This window comes from Nocardioides sp. Z24_21, from assembly GCF_058134345.1.
Genome location: NZ_JBYTTH010000004.1, coordinates 58,034 through 73,080, shown reverse-complemented (window position 1 = coordinate 73,080; position 15,047 = coordinate 58,034). Strand labels below are relative to the sequence as shown.

Below are 15,047 nucleotides of genomic sequence, written 5' to 3'. Positions count from 1 at the left end.
GGGCCTGCCCGGCCTGTCGGGCCTGCCCGGCCTGTCGGAGTCCCCGCTCGAGCGGGGACTCCGACACCTGGAGGCGGTTGCAACCCCCTCGAGGTGTCGGACTACGCCGACAAGTCGGGGTCGAACGCGGCTGACCCGCCGATCCCACCGCCCATCGACGAGCGGGAGCGCCACGTCGCGACCCGGCGCGGGCGCCGGACGCGCCCACTAAAAGTCAGGCTTGACTGTTTGTTTGTTCCCCGGCAGGCTGACGCCCATGACCCCACCGGCCCCGACGCGCGTCCCGCAGGCGGACCGCACCCGCGCGATGCGGGCCCGGCTGCTCGAGGCGACCGTCGAGCTGCTGGTGGAGCGCGGCTTCGCGGGGACGACCACGACGCTGGTCTCCGAGCGCGCGGGCGTGAGCCGCGGCGCCCAGCTGCACCACTTCCCGACCAAGAACGACCTCGTCGTCGCCGCCGTCGAGCACCTCACCGAGCGGCGCGGCGCCGAGCTGGCCGCTGCCGTCGCCCAGCTGCCGACCGGCGCCCGGCGCACCCGGGCCGTGGTCGAGATGCTCGGCGACCACTTCGCCTCACCCGTCTTCGCCGCCGCGCTCGAGCTGTGGGTCGCCGCCCGCACCGACGAGGCGCTGCTCGCCGCGGTCGCCCCGCTCGAGCAGCGGGTCGGCCGCGAGGCCCACCGGATGACCGTCGCCGCGCTCGGCGCCGACGAGTCCCAGCCGGGCGTACGCGAGCTGGTGCAGGCGACCCTCGACCTGGTCCGCGGGCTCGGGCTCGCCTCGACGATCTCCGACGACTCCGCGCGCCGCCGCCGGATCCTGCGCGAGTGGGCCGACGTGCTCGACCGCGAGCTCGACCGCGAGCCGGACGCCCCGCCGCCCGACGACACCACCCCCGTCCCCCCGACCCACCACGCCCCAGGGATCCCCACATGACCGACACCCTCACCCAGGTGCTCGCCGACCTCGCCGCCGAGGGCGACCGCCTCGAGCAGCTCGTCTCGGGCCTCGACGACGACGGCTGGCGCACCCCCACCCCGGCCGACGGGTGGGACGTCGCCACCCAGGTCGCGCACCTGGCGTGGACCGACGAGGTGGCCGAGGCCGCCGCGACCGACAAGGAGCGCTGGGACGGCTACGTCCTCGAGGCGATCAACGACCCGACCGGGTACGTCGACGCCTGCGCGCTCGAGATCGGCCGCGACCCCGCCCTGCTCGAGCGGTGGCGCGACGCGCGTACGCGGCTGGCGGCGGCCCTGACGGCCTACCCGCAGGGCGAGCGGATGCCGTGGTTCGGTCCGCCGATGAGCGCCACCTCGATGGCGACGGCGCGGCTCATGGAGACCTGGGCGCACAGCCTCGACGTGCACGAGGCGCTGGGCGCGCCGGTCGAGGACACCGACGCGATCCGCCACGTGGCCCACCTCGGGGTGCGCACCCGCAACTACTCCTTCGCCAACAACGGCCTCGAGGCCCCGGGCGAGGAGTTCCGGCTCGAGCTGGTCGCCCCGTCCGGCGAGCTGTGGACCTGGGGCCCGGAGGACGCGGCCCAGGTGGTCACCGGCTCGGCCGGCGACTTCTGCCGCCTGGTGACCCAGCGCATCCACCGCGCCGACACCGACCTGGTCGCCACCGGCGCCGACGCCGACCGCTGGCTCGACGTCGCCCAGTGCTTCGCCGGACCGGCCGGCGAGGGGCGGGCGCCGCGATGATCGAGACACACCGCCCACCACTGCGCATCGGCAACGTCTCGGGCTTCTACGGCGACCGGCTGAGCGCCATGCGCGAGATGCTCGAGGGCGCCGGACCCGACGGGCAGGGTGTCGACGTCATCACCGGCGACTACCTCGCCGAGCTGACCATGCTGATCCTCGGCAAGGACCAGCTCAAGGACCCCACCCTCGGCTACGCCCGCACCTTCGTGCGCCAGGTCGAGGACTCCCTCACCCTCGCGCTCGAGAAGGGCGTCACCATCGTCACCAACGCCGGCGGCCTCAACCCCGCCGGCCTGGCCGACAGGCTCCGCGAGGTCGCCACGGGCCTCGGCCTCGACGCCCGCATCGCCCACGTCGAGGGCGACGACGTGCGCCACCTGGCGTTCGACAACGCCCTGACCGCCAACGCCTACCTCGGCGCCTTCGGCATCGCCTCGGCCCTGCGCGCCGGCGCCGACATCGTGGTCACCGGACGCGTCACCGACGCCTCCCTGGTCGTCGGCCCGTGCATCGCCCACCACGGCTGGGACGCGACGTCCTACGACGCCCTCGCCGGCGCCGTGGTCGCCGGCCACGTCATCGAGTGCGGAGCGCAGGCGACGGGCGGCAACTTCAGCGGCTTCGGCGACCTCGACCTCACCACGCCGATCGGCTTCCCGATCGCCGAGGTCGCGGCCGACGGCTCGTGCGTCATCACCAAGCACGAGGGCACCGGCGGGGCGGTCACGCTCGACACGGTCACCGCCCAGCTGGTCTACGAGATCCAGTCCACGCGCTACCTCGGACCCGACGTCACCACGCTGCTCGACACGATCCGGCTCGAGCAGCAGGGGCGCGACCGCGTGGGCGTCACCGGCGTGCGCGGCGAGGCCCCGCCCGAGCAGCTCAAGGTCTGCGTCAACGAGCTCGGGGGCTGGCGCAACAGCGTGGAGTTCATGCTGACCGGGCTCGACATCGAGGCCAAGGCCGCGCTCGTGCGCCGCCAGCTCGAGGCCGCGTGGGGCGAGCGCGCCCCCGGCGACGTGACCTGGACGATGGGCCCGCTGCCGCGCCCCGACGCCGACACCGAGCAGGGCGCGTCGACCACGCTGCGCTGCGACGTGCGCGACGCCGACCCGAAGGTCGCCGGCAAGGGCCTCACCGGCCCGGCCGTCGAGCTCGCGCTGGCGTCCTACCCCGGCTTCACCATGACGGGTCCGCCCAGCCCGGCCACGCCCTACGGCGTCTACCGCCCGGAGTACGTCGAGCGGAGCCAGGTGAGCCACACGGTCGTGCACGCCGACGGCACCCGCGAGGTGATCGCCGACCCGGTGACCACGCAGGCGCCGTCCGCCGTCCCGCCCGTGGCCCACGCGCCGCTCCCGCGGCCTGCTGCGACCCGGCGCCAGCCGCTGGGCGAGTGGGTGCACGCCCGGTCCGGCGACAAGGGCGGCGACGCCAACCTCGGCCTGTGGGTCGCCCACACGGCCGAGCGTCGCGCGGAGCGCACCGACTGGCTGCTGCGGACCGTCACCCCGGGGTGGGTCGCGGCGCTGCTGCCCGAGGCGCGCGACCTCGACGTCGAGGTCCACCCGCTGCCCGACCTGGGTGCCGTCAACGTCGTCATCCACGGACTGCTGGGCGCGGGCGTCGCCGCGTCGACCCGCTTCGACCCGCAGGCCAAGGGCCTCGGCGAGTGGGCCCGCAGCCGCCACGTCGACGTCCCCGAGGAGATCGCATGACCGGCTGGCAGCACGACACGGAGGAGCGCCAGGCGCTCGCCGACCTGGCCGCGGAGTTCACCCGCCGCGCGATCGTGCCCCACCTGCAGGCGTGGGAGGACGCCGGCGAGGTGCCCCGCGAGCTCCACCGCGAGGCGGGGGCGCTCGGCCTGATCGGCGTCGGCTTCGCCGAGGAGGTCGGCGGGCTCGGCGACGTGCTCGACACGGTCGCCGTGCAGGAGTCGATGCTCGCCGCCGGCGCGTCCAGCGGCCTGATGGCCACCCTGTTCACCGCCGGCATCGCGGTGCCCCACATCGCCGCCTCCGGCAACCCCGACCTCATCGAGCGCTTCGTACGCCCGACGCTGGCCGGCGAGATGATCGGCTCGCTCGCGATCACCGAGCCCGGCGGCGGGTCCGACGTCGCGGCCCTGCGCACCACCGCCGTGCGCGACGGCGACCACTACGTCGTCAACGGCGCCAAGACCTTCATCACCTCCGGCGTGCGCGCCGACTTCGTCACCGTCGCGGTGCGCACCGGCGGTCCCGGCCACGGCGGCATCTCGCTACTCGTCGTCGAGAAGGGCACGCCCGGCTTCACCGTCGACCGGTCGCTGGCCAAGATGGGCTGGCACTGCTCCGACACCGCCGAGCTCGGCTTCGCCGACGCCCGGGTGCCGGTGGCCAACCTCGTCGGCGACGAGGGCAGCGGCTTCCTCCAGATCGCCGGCCAGTTCGTCTCCGAGCGGCTCGCGCTGGCGGTCCACGGCTACGGCATCGCCGCGCGCGCCCTCGCACTGACCGTCGAGCACGCCCGGAGCCGCGAGACCTTCGGCCGCCCGCTGATCGCCAACCAGACCGTGCAGCACACGCTCGTCGAGATGCGCCGCCACGTCGAGGTCGCGCGCGCCTACGCCTGGCAGGTCGCCCGCCTCCACGCGGCCGGCACGATGCCGATCGCGGAGGTGACGATGGCCAAGCAGACGGGCGTCGACGCCGCGGCGTACGTGTGCGACCGCGCGGTGCAGCTGCACGGCGGCAGCGGCTACATGCACGGCACCGAGGTCGAGCGGCACTTCCGCGACGCGCGGCTGCTGCCCATCGGCGGCGGTGCCGACGAGGTGATGCGCGACCTCGCGGCCAAGCTGCTCGGCTACACCCAGAGGAAGAGCGCCTGATGGGCCTGCTGCCCGACCCCGCCGGCGAGGTGACGCTCTGGATCGACGCCCCGCCCGGCGAGGTGTGGGCGCTGGTCAGCGACGTCACCCGCATCGGGGAGTTCAGCCCCGAGACGTTCGAGGCGCGCTGGACCCGCGGGTCCGACGGCCCCGAGGTCGGCGCGACGTTCAAGGGCCACGTCAAGCGCAACGGCGTCGGCCCGACCTACTGGACGGCCTGCACGGTGACGGCCTGCGAGCCCGAGCGGGTCTTCGAGTTCAGCGTCGGCACCCCCGACGTGGCCGTCAACAACTGGGGCTACCGACTGGAGCCGCGCGACGGCGGCACCGAGGTGACCGAGTACTTCCGGCTGGAGCCCGTGTGGTTCCTGCGCGGCTACTGGCTCCTGCTGGGAGCCCTGCGCGGCCGGACCAACAAGCGCGGAATGCGCACCACGCTCGAGAGGATGAAGGCGGTGCTGGAGAAGTGACGGCAGACGTGAGCACGCAACCCGAGAACGGGGCCGGCGAGGCCGCGCCGCAGACCAACCGCGAGGCGATGCTGGCCCGCCTCTCCGACCTCGACGCGCAGCACGCCGTCGCGGTCGCCGGCGGCGGCGAGAAGTACGTCGCCCGCCACCACGAGCGCGGCAAGCTGACCCCCCGCGAGCGCATCGAGCTGCTCGTCGACCCCGGGTCGGCGTTCCTCGAGCTCTCGCCCCTGGCCGGCTACGGCTCCGACTTCACCGTCGGCGCGTCGGTCGTGACCGGCATCGGCGTCGTCGAGGGCGTGGAGTGCATGATCACCGCCAACGACCCCACGGTGAAGGGCGGCGCCTCCAACCCCTGGACGCTGAAGAAGACGTTCCGCGCCTCGCAGATCGCCGAGGAGAACGCGCTGCCGATGATCTCGCTGGTCGAGTCGGCCGGTGCCGACCTGCCGACGCAGAAGGAGATCTTCATCCCCGGCGGCAAGATCTTCCGCGACCTGACCCGCGCCTCCGCGCGGCGGGTCCCGACGATCGCGCTGGTCTTCGGCAACTCCACCGCCGGTGGCGCCTACGTCCCGGGCATGAGCGACTACGTCGTCATGGTCAAGGAGCAGGCCAAGGTCTTCCTGGCCGGCCCGCCGCTGGTCAAGATGGCCACCGGTGAGGAGTCGGACGACGAGACCCTCGGCGGCGCGGAGATGCACGCCCGCATCTCCGGCCTGGCCGACTTCCTGGCCGAGGACGAGCACGACGCGCTGCGCCTGGGCCGTCGGATCGTGGCCCGCCTCAACTGGACCAAGGCGTCGTACGTCGCGGCCGGCGGGGTCGGCTACGCCGAGCCCGACCACGACCCCGACGAGCTGCTCGACCTGATCCCGCAGGACCTCAAGGAGCCGTTCGACCCGCGCGAGGTCATCGCCCGGATCGTCGACGGCACCAGCGAGGGCAACGAGGTCGCCTTCGACGAGTTCAAGCCGCTCTACGGCTCCTCGCTCGTCACCGGCTGGGCCCGACTGCACGGTCGCGAGATCGGCATCCTGGCCAACGCCCAGGGCGTGCTGTTCAGCGAGGAGGCACAGAAGGCGACGCAGTTCATCCAGCTCGCCAACGCCAAGGACACCCCGCTGCTGTTCCTGCACAACACCACCGGCTACATGGTCGGCAGGGAGTACGAGCAGGGCGGCATCATCAAGCACGGCGCGATGATGATCAACGCGGTCTCCAACTCGACGGTGCCGCACATCAGCATCCTCATCGGTGCGTCCTACGGCGCCGGCAACTACGGCATGAACGGTCGCGCGTACGACCCCCGGTTCCTCTTCACCTGGCCCAACGCCAAGTCGGCCGTGATGGGCCCGGCCCAGCTGGCCGGCGTGCTGTCGATCGTCACCCGCGCCGCGGCCGAGGCCAAGGGCAAGCCCTTCGACGAGGAGGCCGACGCCGGCATGCGGGCGTTCGTCGAGCAGATGGTCGAGGAGCAGTCGCTGCCCTACGTGCTGTCCGGGATGCTCTACGACGACGGCGTGATCGACCCGCGCGACACCCGCACCGTCCTGGGCATCGCCTTCTCCGTCATCGACACCCGGCCGATCGAGGGCGCCTCCTCCTTCGGTGTCTTCCGGATGTGAGGACACCGATGACGTCCACCGCTCCGCTGCGCTCCCCGGCGAACCACGCCACGGGGAACCCGACCCTGACCGAGGTGTCCGCATGATCTCCCGAGTCCTCGTCGCCAATCGTGGCGAGATCGCCCGCCGTGTCTTCGCGACCTGCCGTCGCCTGGGCATCGCCACCGTCGCCGTGCACTCCGACGCCGACGCCGAGCTGCCGTTCGTCACCGAGGCCGACCGCGCCGTGCGCCTGCCCGGCAACACCCCCGCCGAGACCTACCTGCGGGCCGACCTGATCATCGACGCCGCCCGCCGGGCCGGCGCCGACGCCATCCACCCCGGCTACGGCTTCCTCTCCGAGAACGCCGGGTTCGCCCGTGCGGTCGAGGCGGCCGGGCTGACCTGGATCGGCCCGGCGCCCGAGTCGATCGAGTCGATGGGCTCCAAGGTCGGCTCCAAGGAGCTGATGCGCGCCGCGGGCGTGCCGGTGCTCGAGGCGCCGGACAGTCCCACCGAGGCCGACCTGCCGCTGCTGGTCAAGGCGTCGGCCGGCGGTGGCGGCCGCGGCATGCGGATCGTCCGCGACCTCGCGGCGCTCGAGAGAGAGATCGCGCGCGCCTCCGACGAGGCGGCGTCCGCGTTCGGCGACGGCACCGTGTTCGTCGAGCCCTACGTCGAGGCCGGCCGCCACGTCGAGGTCCAGGTCGTCGGTGACGGCGCCGGCGAGGTGCTCGTCCTCGGCGAGCGCGACTGCACCGTGCAGCGCCGGCACCAGAAGGTCGTCGAGGAGGCACCCGCGCCGCGCCTGCCCGAGGCCGTCGCCAAGGAGCTGCACGAGGCCGCCCGTCGCGCCGCCGCGGCGATCGACTACCGCGGCGCCGGCACGGTCGAGTTCCTCTACGACCCCACCAAGGAGCGCTTCTGGTTCCTGGAGATGAACACCCGCCTCCAGGTCGAGCACCCCGTCACCGAGCTGGTCCACGGCGTCGACCTCGTCGAGCTGCAGCTCGCCGTCGCGCAGGGCGAGGCCGACGCGGCGTTCGCCGCCGCCCAGGACGCCACCACCCGCGTCGACGGCCACGCCATCGAGGTGCGCCTCTACGCGGAGGACTCGACCTGGACCCCGCAGTCGGGCCCGCTGGTGAGCCTCGAGATCGAGCACGAGGCCGCCTTCGGTCCGCTCGCTCGCGCGGGAATCCGCCTCGACTCGGGCTTCGCGTCCGGCAACGAGGTCGGCACCCACTACGACGCCATGCTGGCCAAGGTGATCTCCTGGGCACCCACCCGGGCCCAGGCGACCCGCCAGCTCGTCGCCGCGCTGCGCCGTGCGCGCATCCACGGCCTCACGGTCAACCGCGACCAGCTCGTCGAGATCCTCTCCGACCCGGCGTTCGCGTCGATGGACGTGACGACCTCCTGGCTGGAGACCCGCGAGGTCGCCGCGCCCGAGGCGGTCGAGGGGACCGACCCCGCCGCGGTGGCGGCCGCGCTGCTGCTGGCCGCCGACGACGCGCGCCGGCGTACGGTCCAAGCCGGCCTGCCGCCGGCGTGGCGCAACGTCGTCTCCCAGCCCCAGCGCACCACCCTGGTGCCGCTCGGCGCCACCGCTCCCGACGCCGGGGCGGAGGTCGTCGTGGAGTGGCACGGCACCCGCACGGGGTTCGCCGTCGAGGGCGTCACGGTCCTCTCGGCCGGGCCCGAGGCGGTGCGCCTCGAGGTCGACGGGGTGGCCAGCACCTGGGCCGGCCGCATCGTGGCCGACACCCGCACGGGCGCCCGCGACGTCTACCTCGACGGCCCCGACGGCGCGTCCACCTGGCACCACCCGCCGCGCTTCACCGACCCCGCCGACCAGGTGGTCGCGGGGTCGCTCCTGGCCCCGATGCCGGGCTCGGTGGTCACCGTGGCCGTCGCCGCGGGCGACCGGGTCTCCGCCGGCCAGCTCCTGCTGGTCATGGAGGCCATGAAGATGCAGCACAGCGTCACCGCGCCGGCCGACGGGGTCGTCGCCGAGATCAACGTCGAACCCGGGTCGCAGGTCGCGGCCGGGCAGGTCCTGGTCGTCGTGAGCGACGACCTCGAGCAGGGAGCAGACGCATGACGATCAACTTCATCGAGCCCGAGGAGCGCGTGGCGCTGCGCGAGGCGGTCGCCAAGCTGGCCGGCAAGTACGGTCGGGAGTACATCGAGAAGCAGGCGGCCGAGGGTGGCAAGACCACCGAGCTGTGGCTGGAGATGGGCGCCAACGGCTTCCTCGGCGTCAACATCGCCGAGGAGTACGGCGGCGGCGGGGGCGGCATGTCCGACCTGGCCGCGGTGCTCGAGGAGGCGGCGGGCCAGGGCGCCCCGCTGCTGATGATGGTCGTCAGCCAGGCCATCTGCGGCTCGATCATCGGCCGCTACGGCACGCCAGCGCAGAAGCAGCGCTGGCTGCCCGGCATCGCCGACGGCTCGATCACGATGGCGTTCGGCATCACCGAGGCCGACGCCGGCTCCAACTCGCACAACATCACCACCACCGCCCGCCGTGACGGCGACGGCTGGGTGCTGACGGGGCAGAAGACCTACATCTCCGGCGTCGACGAGGCCCAGCTGGTGCTGATCGTCGCGCGCACCGAGGACGCCAGGACCGGCAAGCTCAAGCCCGCGCTGTTCGTCGTCCCCACCGACGCCGAGGGCTTCGGCAAGCAGGTCATCCCGATGGCCTGGTCGGCTCCCGAGAAGCAGTTCACCCTGTTCATCGACGACGTGCGGCTCCCGGGCGACGCGCTCGTGGGCGACGAGGACGCCGGCCTCGTGCAGCTCTTCGCCGGGCTCAACCCCGAGCGGATCATGGGCGCGGCGTTCTCGTGCGGCATGGCGAGGTTCGCCATCGACCGGGCGGTGGAGTACGCCAAGACCCGCACGGTCTGGAAGGCGCCGATCGGTGCCCACCAGGGCATCGCCCACCCGCTCGCCAAGGCCAAGATCGAGCTCGAGCAGGCGCGCCTGCTCTGGCAGAAGGCCGCCGCGCTCTACGACGCCGGGGACGACTTCGGCGCCGGCGAGTACGCCAACATGGCCAAGTACGCCGGCGGCGAGATCGCCTGCAACGCCACCGACATCGCCGTGCACACCCACGGCGGCAACGGCCTCACGGTCGAGTACGGCCTGGCCAACATGATGGTTGCCGCCCGCCTCGGCCGCATCGCGCCCGTCAGCCGCGAGATGATCCTCAACTTCGTGGCCATGCACAGCCTGGGGCTGCCGAAGTCCTACTGATCGCCCGGGTCGCGTCACGCGGTGCTGTCCGCGGGTGACGGAGTCCCCGCTCGTGCGGGGACTCCGTCACTTGGAGGGGGTTGCGACCCCCTCCAAGTGACAGACTCCCCCTCCAAGTCAGGGCCAGCCGCCCTGCCGGGGCGTGCGGGTGCGGGTTCGCGCCCGGGCGGAGCGTCGTGTCGGAGCCGGGTGGCAGGATCGCGGCGTGGCCCTCGCCGACCGTCCGCTCGTGCCCGAGGAGTGGGTGCGGCGCATCGACGCCGTGCTCGGCGCGCTGCCGCGCTGCGTCCAGGAGCCGGCGTGGACCGGCACCCGGTGGCGGGTCGGCGGCGCCACGGTGGCGCACGTCTTCGGCGGTGAGGACCAGCTGTATCGCATCACCTTCCGCGGCGAGCCCGACGAGGTCGCCGCCTTCGAGCACATGGGCGCGCCCTACTTCCGGGCCGGGTGGGGCGGCAACCTCATCGGCATGGTCCTCGACGACGACACCGACTGGGACGAGCTCGCCGAGCTGCTCACCGACTCCTATTGCGTCCAGGCGCCCGCCCGCCTCGCCGAGCAGGTGGCCCGCCCGGGCGCCTGAGCGGACGACCCGCGATCGCGCCCGGCAGGATGGGCGCCATGACCGCGACGTCGCACGGCCGCCTCGTCGGGCTCGACGTCGCCCGCTGCCTCGCGCTGCTCGGCATGGTCGCCACCCACGTCCTCGACGAGCGCACCCCGGCCGGCGACCTGGCCGCCGCCCAGTGGCTGGCCGGCGGGCGGGCGTCGGCGCTGTTCGCCGTGCTGGCGGGGGTCAGCCTCGCCCTGATGACGCGCGAGCCGCTGCGCGCGCGCCCGCTCGCGCTGCGCACCGCCGGCATCGCCGGCCGCGCGCTGCTCATCGCGCTGCTGGGCCTGCTGCTCGGCGGTCTCGACACCGGGATCGCGATCGTCCTCACCTACTACGGCGTGCTGTTCGTGCTCGCCCTGCCGTTCACGCTGCTGCGGCTGCGGACGCTGCTGCCCCTCACCGTCGCCTGGATGGTCCTGGCCCCGGTGGCCTCCCACCTGGTGCGACCGCACCTGCCGGAGCGCGGCTTCGACAGCCCGACCTTCGGGCAGCTCGTCGACGACCCCGGAGGTCTGGCGAGCGAGCTCCTCCTCACCGGCTACTACCCCGCGGTGCCGTGGCTGGCCTACCTGCTCGCCGGCCTGGTGCTCGGACGGCTCGACCTCCGCGACACCTCCCTGCTCGGCGGGCTCGCCCTGGGCGGGCTGTCGGTGGCGGTGCTCGCCACCCGGGTCTCCGGCTCGCTCGTCGACCCCGCCGTGGCCGAGGAGAACGCGACGGGCATGTACGGCACGACGCCCACCGGCGGGGAGTGGGACTGGCTCCTGGTCGTCGCGCCCCACTCGGCGACGCCGTTCGACCTCGCGCAGACGATCGGCAGCGCGGTGCTGGTGGTCGCGCTCTGCCTGCTCGTGGCACGGGTGCTGCCGCGGCCGGGGACAGCGGCGCTCGCCGTGCTGTTCGGGGCCGGCACCGCGACGCTCACGCTCTACTCCCTGCACGTGGTGATGCGCACCGACGCGGTGTGGCCGCCGGAGGAGCCCTCGACCTACGCCCTCCACGTCTCCGTGCTGCTCGCCCTCGGCGCGGTGCTGCGGGTGCTCGGCCGGCGCGGCCCCCTGGAGGCGGTGGCGGGCCTGCCGACCCGGCTCGCGCGCCGGGCGACCCGGGAGAAGGAGCCGGCCGGCGAGCCTCAGCGCAGCGGCACGAAGCGGTAGCGCCCGTGCTCGGTCACGACCGCCCCGGGGTTGCTCACCCGCAGCATCGTCCCGCCGGCGGGCACCACCATCACGCCCTCGCCGCCGAGCTGGGCGACGAGCTCGCCGGGGAGCGAGTCGGCCATCGCCGAGACCAGGATGCGGTCGTACGGCGCCCCGTCGGGGTCGCCGAGCACGGCCGGGTCGGCGGCGCGGATCGTGGCCCACGGCCGCCTGGTGCGGGCCAGGTTGGCGGCGCCGAACGCCACCAGCTCCGGCTCGAGCTCGACGCCGAGGACCGAGCCGGTCGGCCCCACGAGGTGCGCGAGCAGCGCGGCGGTCCAGCCCGACCCCGACCCGACGTCGAGGACCCGGTGGCCGACGTGGACGTCGAGCAGCCGAAGCATGCCGTCGACGGTGCGTGGCTGGGAGTTGGTCTGGCCTGCCGCGATCGCCAGCGGCCCGTCGTACGACGCGCGGCGCCGGACCCCGCGCGGGAGGAAGTCCCGTCTCGGGGTGGCGTCGAACGCGGCTGAGACCGGGTCCATCGGTCCATGCAATCAGACCCAGTGGTTGTCGTGCTCGCGCATGAAGCGGTCGTAGGCGTCGCCGTCGAGCTCGCCCATGCCGGCGGCGAGCCCTTCGAAGTAGGCCTCGCGCGGGGCGCCGGGTGCGAAGTGGAGGAGCATCGTGGCCGCCCCGTCCTCGTTGCGGAAGCCGTGGATCCCCCCGGCCGGCACGTGCGCGAAGTCACCGGCGTGGCAGCGCACCCAGTCGGCGCCGTCGAAGATCGTCACGGTGCCCTCGAGGACGTAGAACGACTCGGTGATCGTGCGGTGGAAGTGGGCGGCGGGACCGCTCGGCGCCCCGGCGAACTCCCACCGGTAGAGCCCGAACGTGCCCTGGGTGGAGGCGCCCTGCGCGAGGTAGAAGACCTTGTTGCCGTTGGGGTAGACGACGGCCGGCTCGAGGCCGGCCCGCACGACGCGGGCCGAGACCTCGCCGGACCCACCGTCGTAGATCGGCGGCGGATAGCTCATCGGGCGTCGGCCGCCTCGTAGGCGTCCTGGACGTCCTGGGGGGAGGAGGCGTTGGGCTGGCTGACCCGGACGTGGTTGCCGAACGGGTCGCGGAGGCCGAAGTCGGTGCCGTAGGGCTGCTCGACCGGCTCCTGGGTGATCTCGACGCCCGCGTCGCGGAGCGCGGCGTAGGTCGCGTGCACGTCGTCGCTGAGCAGGAACACCCCGCCGAGGGCGCCCTTGGCGACGAGCTCGCGCACCTGCGTCGCCGAGGCGTCGTCGTGCACCGGGGGCCCGACGAGCTCGAGCAGGATCGAGGTGTCCTGGCCCGGGACGCCGACGGTGAGCCAGCGCATGAAGCCCAGGTCGATGTCGTCGCGCACCTCGAAGCCGAGGTGGCGGGTGTAGAAGTCGAGCGCCTCGTCCTGGTCGAGGACCGGCAGGCTGCGGATGTGGAGGCTGGTGATGTGGTTGGTGGTCATGCCGACGACGCTAGTGAGCCGGGCGCCGGTCCTGCTTCTCCGAAACCGCTGTCCCTTCCTCCTCGGCGCTGCGCTGGCGCGGCCGGGTCCAGGCCGCGACGAAGCACGACGGCACCGCGACCGCCTCGTGGCGCGCGCGGAACTCGCTGGGTGAGCAGCCGACCACGTTGCTGAACGTGCGGCTGAACGTGCCGAGGCTGGCGAACCCGACGTCCCACGCCACGTCGGTGACGGGCCGGTCGGTCTGGCGCAGCAGGGTCATCGCCCGCTCGACGCGGCGACGCTGGAGGTAGCGGTGCGGGGTCTCGCCGTAGACCTCCTTGAACACCCGGCCGAACTGCGAGACCGACAGGTGGGCGATGGCCGCGAGCGTGGGTACGTCGAGGGGCTCGGCGTAGCGACGGTCCATCGCGTCGCGAGCGCGCAGCATCCGGCGGTTGGTGTCCTCCTGCGCGGACGGTGCCCGGCCCATGCCGAGGAAGGTAGCCCACGCCCACGGCACGCGGACGCGACAGCGGCATGACCCCGGGGGGAGGGGCCATGCCGCCGTCTGTGCGTTGTAGGTCGGATCTCGCGTTCTGGGGGGATCCCGTACGTCAGCGGGGGGTCGACGTACGAGGTGCGAGAGCCGGTCCTGCGGAACGCGGCCGCCGCCGGGCTCACCCGGACGTCTGGTCGTCCCCCTTCCCGGGAGGATCGATGGAGGTGGCACGGCCGGGGCCGTGGTTGCCCGGGTTGACGGAGTTGCCCGAGTTGCCGGGGCCGCCCGAGTTGCCGGGGGCGCCGTTGCCGGGGCCGTTCCCGGGGCCGCCGTGGCTGTGGCCGTTGCCCTGGTTTCCGTTGCCGGAGTTCCCGGGGCCGGAGTCCCCGTTGCCGGGGTTGCCCGAGTTGCCGGGGTTGCCCGAGTTGCCGGGGTTACCCGGATTGCCGTGGCCGTGGCCGGGGCCGCCGCCGGGACCGGAGTTCCCGGGACCGGAGTTCCCGGGGCCGCCGTGACCCGGACCGCCGTGACCCGGACCGCCGTGACCCGGACCGCCGTGACCGCCGCCGTTGGTGCCGTGGGTGTGGTGGTGGTCGGAGGGGGTCGGACCGTCGGTCCTGCCGCCGCCGCGCGGCGGACCGATGAGGGCGACGCAGTAGGTGGCGATGCGGTCGGCGCCGCCCGCCTCCTCGGCGAGCGCCTGGAAGGCGGCACTGTCGAGCGACGCGCCGGCCTGCGAGCGGTCGGTGGCCTGGAAGGCGCGGCACAGGCCCGCGTAGTCGGGGATGGCGGGGGTGGTCGTCGGGCCGGGCGTCACGGGCGGCGTCGGCGACGGCTTGGTGGACGGACCGACAGAGCCCGAGGGGCCGCCGGTGCCGGACGGCGCGAGCGACCCGCTGGTCGTCGCGGACGGAGCGCTGTCCGGGCTGCTGCTGGTGGGGTCGCCGGAGGAGGCGGACGGGCTGCCGCCCGTCGTCGGGGTGGCCGACTCGGCCGACTCGGCTGACTCGACCGACTCGTCCGCGGGCTTGCCGGGAAGCGACGGCAGGTCGGGAAGCGAGGGGAGGTCCACCGAGCTGGCGAGGGCGAAGCCGCCCGAGGTCAGGGCCACCACGGCGCCCGTCGCGACGGCGGCTCGGGTCGCGGCGCGGCGGGCCAGACGGGCGGGGGAGACGAAGCCGGAGCGCGTGGCGGGCCGCGGGGACGTCCGGGCGACGCGGAAGGCGGCCACCGTGGCGTCCTCGCGTCGCAGCTCGTCGGGATGCGCGGGTGCGCTCGCGGCGGCGAGCGCGCGCCCCAGGGCGTCGTCGTGCTCCGCCGGTGCGTCGAGCAGGCGCTCGGCGTCACGGCGGGACAGGCGGGGGTCGGGGGTGCTCATCTC

General features: G+C 74.0%; 15 protein-coding genes. 10 read left to right on the top strand and 5 right to left on the bottom strand.

The genetic code is table 11. The features are described from left to right. Positions 1–256 precede the first annotated feature (256 nt). The 10 genes from AC3X7Z_RS13865 to AC3X7Z_RS13820 all read left to right on the top strand — a co-directional run bounded on the left by AC3X7Z_RS13865 (position 257) and on the right by AC3X7Z_RS13820 (position 11,705). Positions 257–937 carry a TetR/AcrR family transcriptional regulator gene (locus AC3X7Z_RS13865; protein ID WP_489976290.1) on the top strand — a complete coding sequence of 227 codons (681 nt, stop codon included), beginning with the start codon at positions 257–259 and terminating at the stop codon, positions 935–937. Next, a complete protein-coding gene (locus tag AC3X7Z_RS13860; RefSeq protein WP_489976289.1) occupies positions 934–1,713 on the top strand; it encodes a TIGR03084 family metal-binding protein in 780 nt (259 codons plus the stop codon). Before AC3X7Z_RS13865 ends, AC3X7Z_RS13860 begins: the two co-directional genes overlap by 4 nt. Next, a complete protein-coding gene (locus tag AC3X7Z_RS13855; protein ID WP_489976288.1) occupies positions 1,710–3,437 on the top strand; it encodes an acyclic terpene utilization AtuA family protein in 1,728 nt (575 codons plus the stop codon). The genes AC3X7Z_RS13860 and AC3X7Z_RS13855 overlap by 4 nt, the downstream gene beginning before the upstream one ends. Further along, positions 3,434–4,594, top strand: a complete 1,161-nt coding sequence (locus AC3X7Z_RS13850; RefSeq protein WP_489976287.1) for an acyl-CoA dehydrogenase family protein — start codon at positions 3,434–3,436, stop codon at positions 4,592–4,594. Before AC3X7Z_RS13855 ends, AC3X7Z_RS13850 begins: the two co-directional genes overlap by 4 nt. Then, positions 4,594–5,064, top strand: coding sequence for an SRPBCC family protein (locus AC3X7Z_RS13845; RefSeq protein ID WP_489976286.1), 471 nt, complete (start codon positions 4,594–4,596; stop codon positions 5,062–5,064). The genes AC3X7Z_RS13850 and AC3X7Z_RS13845 overlap by 1 nt, the downstream gene beginning before the upstream one ends. Positions 5,065–5,132: 68 nt before the next feature. After that, positions 5,133–6,692: an acyl-CoA carboxylase subunit beta gene (locus AC3X7Z_RS13840; protein WP_489976474.1), complete on the top strand. Its 1,560-nt coding sequence runs from the start codon at positions 5,133–5,135 to the stop codon at positions 6,690–6,692. Positions 6,693–6,774: 82 nt separating this feature from the next. Further along, the gene (locus tag AC3X7Z_RS13835) at positions 6,775–8,775 is read left to right on the top strand and encodes an acetyl/propionyl/methylcrotonyl-CoA carboxylase subunit alpha (RefSeq protein ID WP_489976285.1); all 2,001 of its coding nucleotides are present in this window, start codon (positions 6,775–6,777) and stop codon (positions 8,773–8,775) included. Beyond that, entirely contained in the window at positions 8,772–9,935 is a 1,164-nt protein-coding gene (locus tag AC3X7Z_RS13830) for an acyl-CoA dehydrogenase family protein (RefSeq protein WP_489976284.1), read from the top strand. Before AC3X7Z_RS13835 ends, AC3X7Z_RS13830 begins: the two co-directional genes overlap by 4 nt. A 205-nt stretch (positions 9,936–10,140) precedes the next feature. Next, complete coding sequence (locus AC3X7Z_RS13825) at positions 10,141–10,518, top strand: MmcQ/YjbR family DNA-binding protein (RefSeq protein ID WP_489976283.1); 378 nt, start codon at positions 10,141–10,143, stop codon at positions 10,516–10,518. 38 nt (positions 10,519–10,556) lie between these two features. Beyond that, positions 10,557–11,705, top strand: coding sequence for a heparan-alpha-glucosaminide N-acetyltransferase domain-containing protein (locus AC3X7Z_RS13820; protein ID WP_489976282.1), 1,149 nt, complete (start codon positions 10,557–10,559; stop codon positions 11,703–11,705). On the opposite strand, the gene AC3X7Z_RS13815 is transcribed toward AC3X7Z_RS13820, so the two are convergent. The 5 genes from AC3X7Z_RS13815 to AC3X7Z_RS13795 form a co-directional block, all read right to left on the bottom strand. Then, positions 11,681–12,232 (bottom strand): protein-L-isoaspartate O-methyltransferase family protein, encoded by a 552-nt coding sequence (locus tag AC3X7Z_RS13815; protein ID WP_186339484.1) that lies wholly within the window; start codon positions 12,230–12,232, stop codon positions 11,681–11,683. The genes AC3X7Z_RS13820 and AC3X7Z_RS13815 overlap by 25 nt on opposite strands. Positions 12,233–12,244: 12 nt before the next feature. Further along, a complete protein-coding gene (locus AC3X7Z_RS13810; RefSeq protein ID WP_186339483.1) occupies positions 12,245–12,724 on the bottom strand; it encodes a cupin domain-containing protein in 480 nt (159 codons plus the stop codon). Continuing rightward, positions 12,721–13,185, bottom strand: coding sequence for a VOC family protein (locus tag AC3X7Z_RS13805; RefSeq protein WP_186339482.1), 465 nt, complete (start codon positions 13,183–13,185; stop codon positions 12,721–12,723). The genes AC3X7Z_RS13810 and AC3X7Z_RS13805 overlap by 4 nt, the downstream gene beginning before the upstream one ends. A 10-nt stretch (positions 13,186–13,195) precedes the next feature. After that, positions 13,196–13,657, bottom strand: a complete 462-nt coding sequence (locus AC3X7Z_RS13800; RefSeq protein ID WP_186339481.1) for a helix-turn-helix domain-containing protein — start codon at positions 13,655–13,657, stop codon at positions 13,196–13,198. A 187-nt stretch (positions 13,658–13,844) separates the two neighbouring features. Continuing rightward, entirely contained in the window at positions 13,845–15,044 is a 1,200-nt protein-coding gene (locus AC3X7Z_RS13795) for a hypothetical protein (protein WP_489976281.1), read from the bottom strand. Between the last annotated feature and the right edge of the window lie 3 nt (positions 15,045–15,047).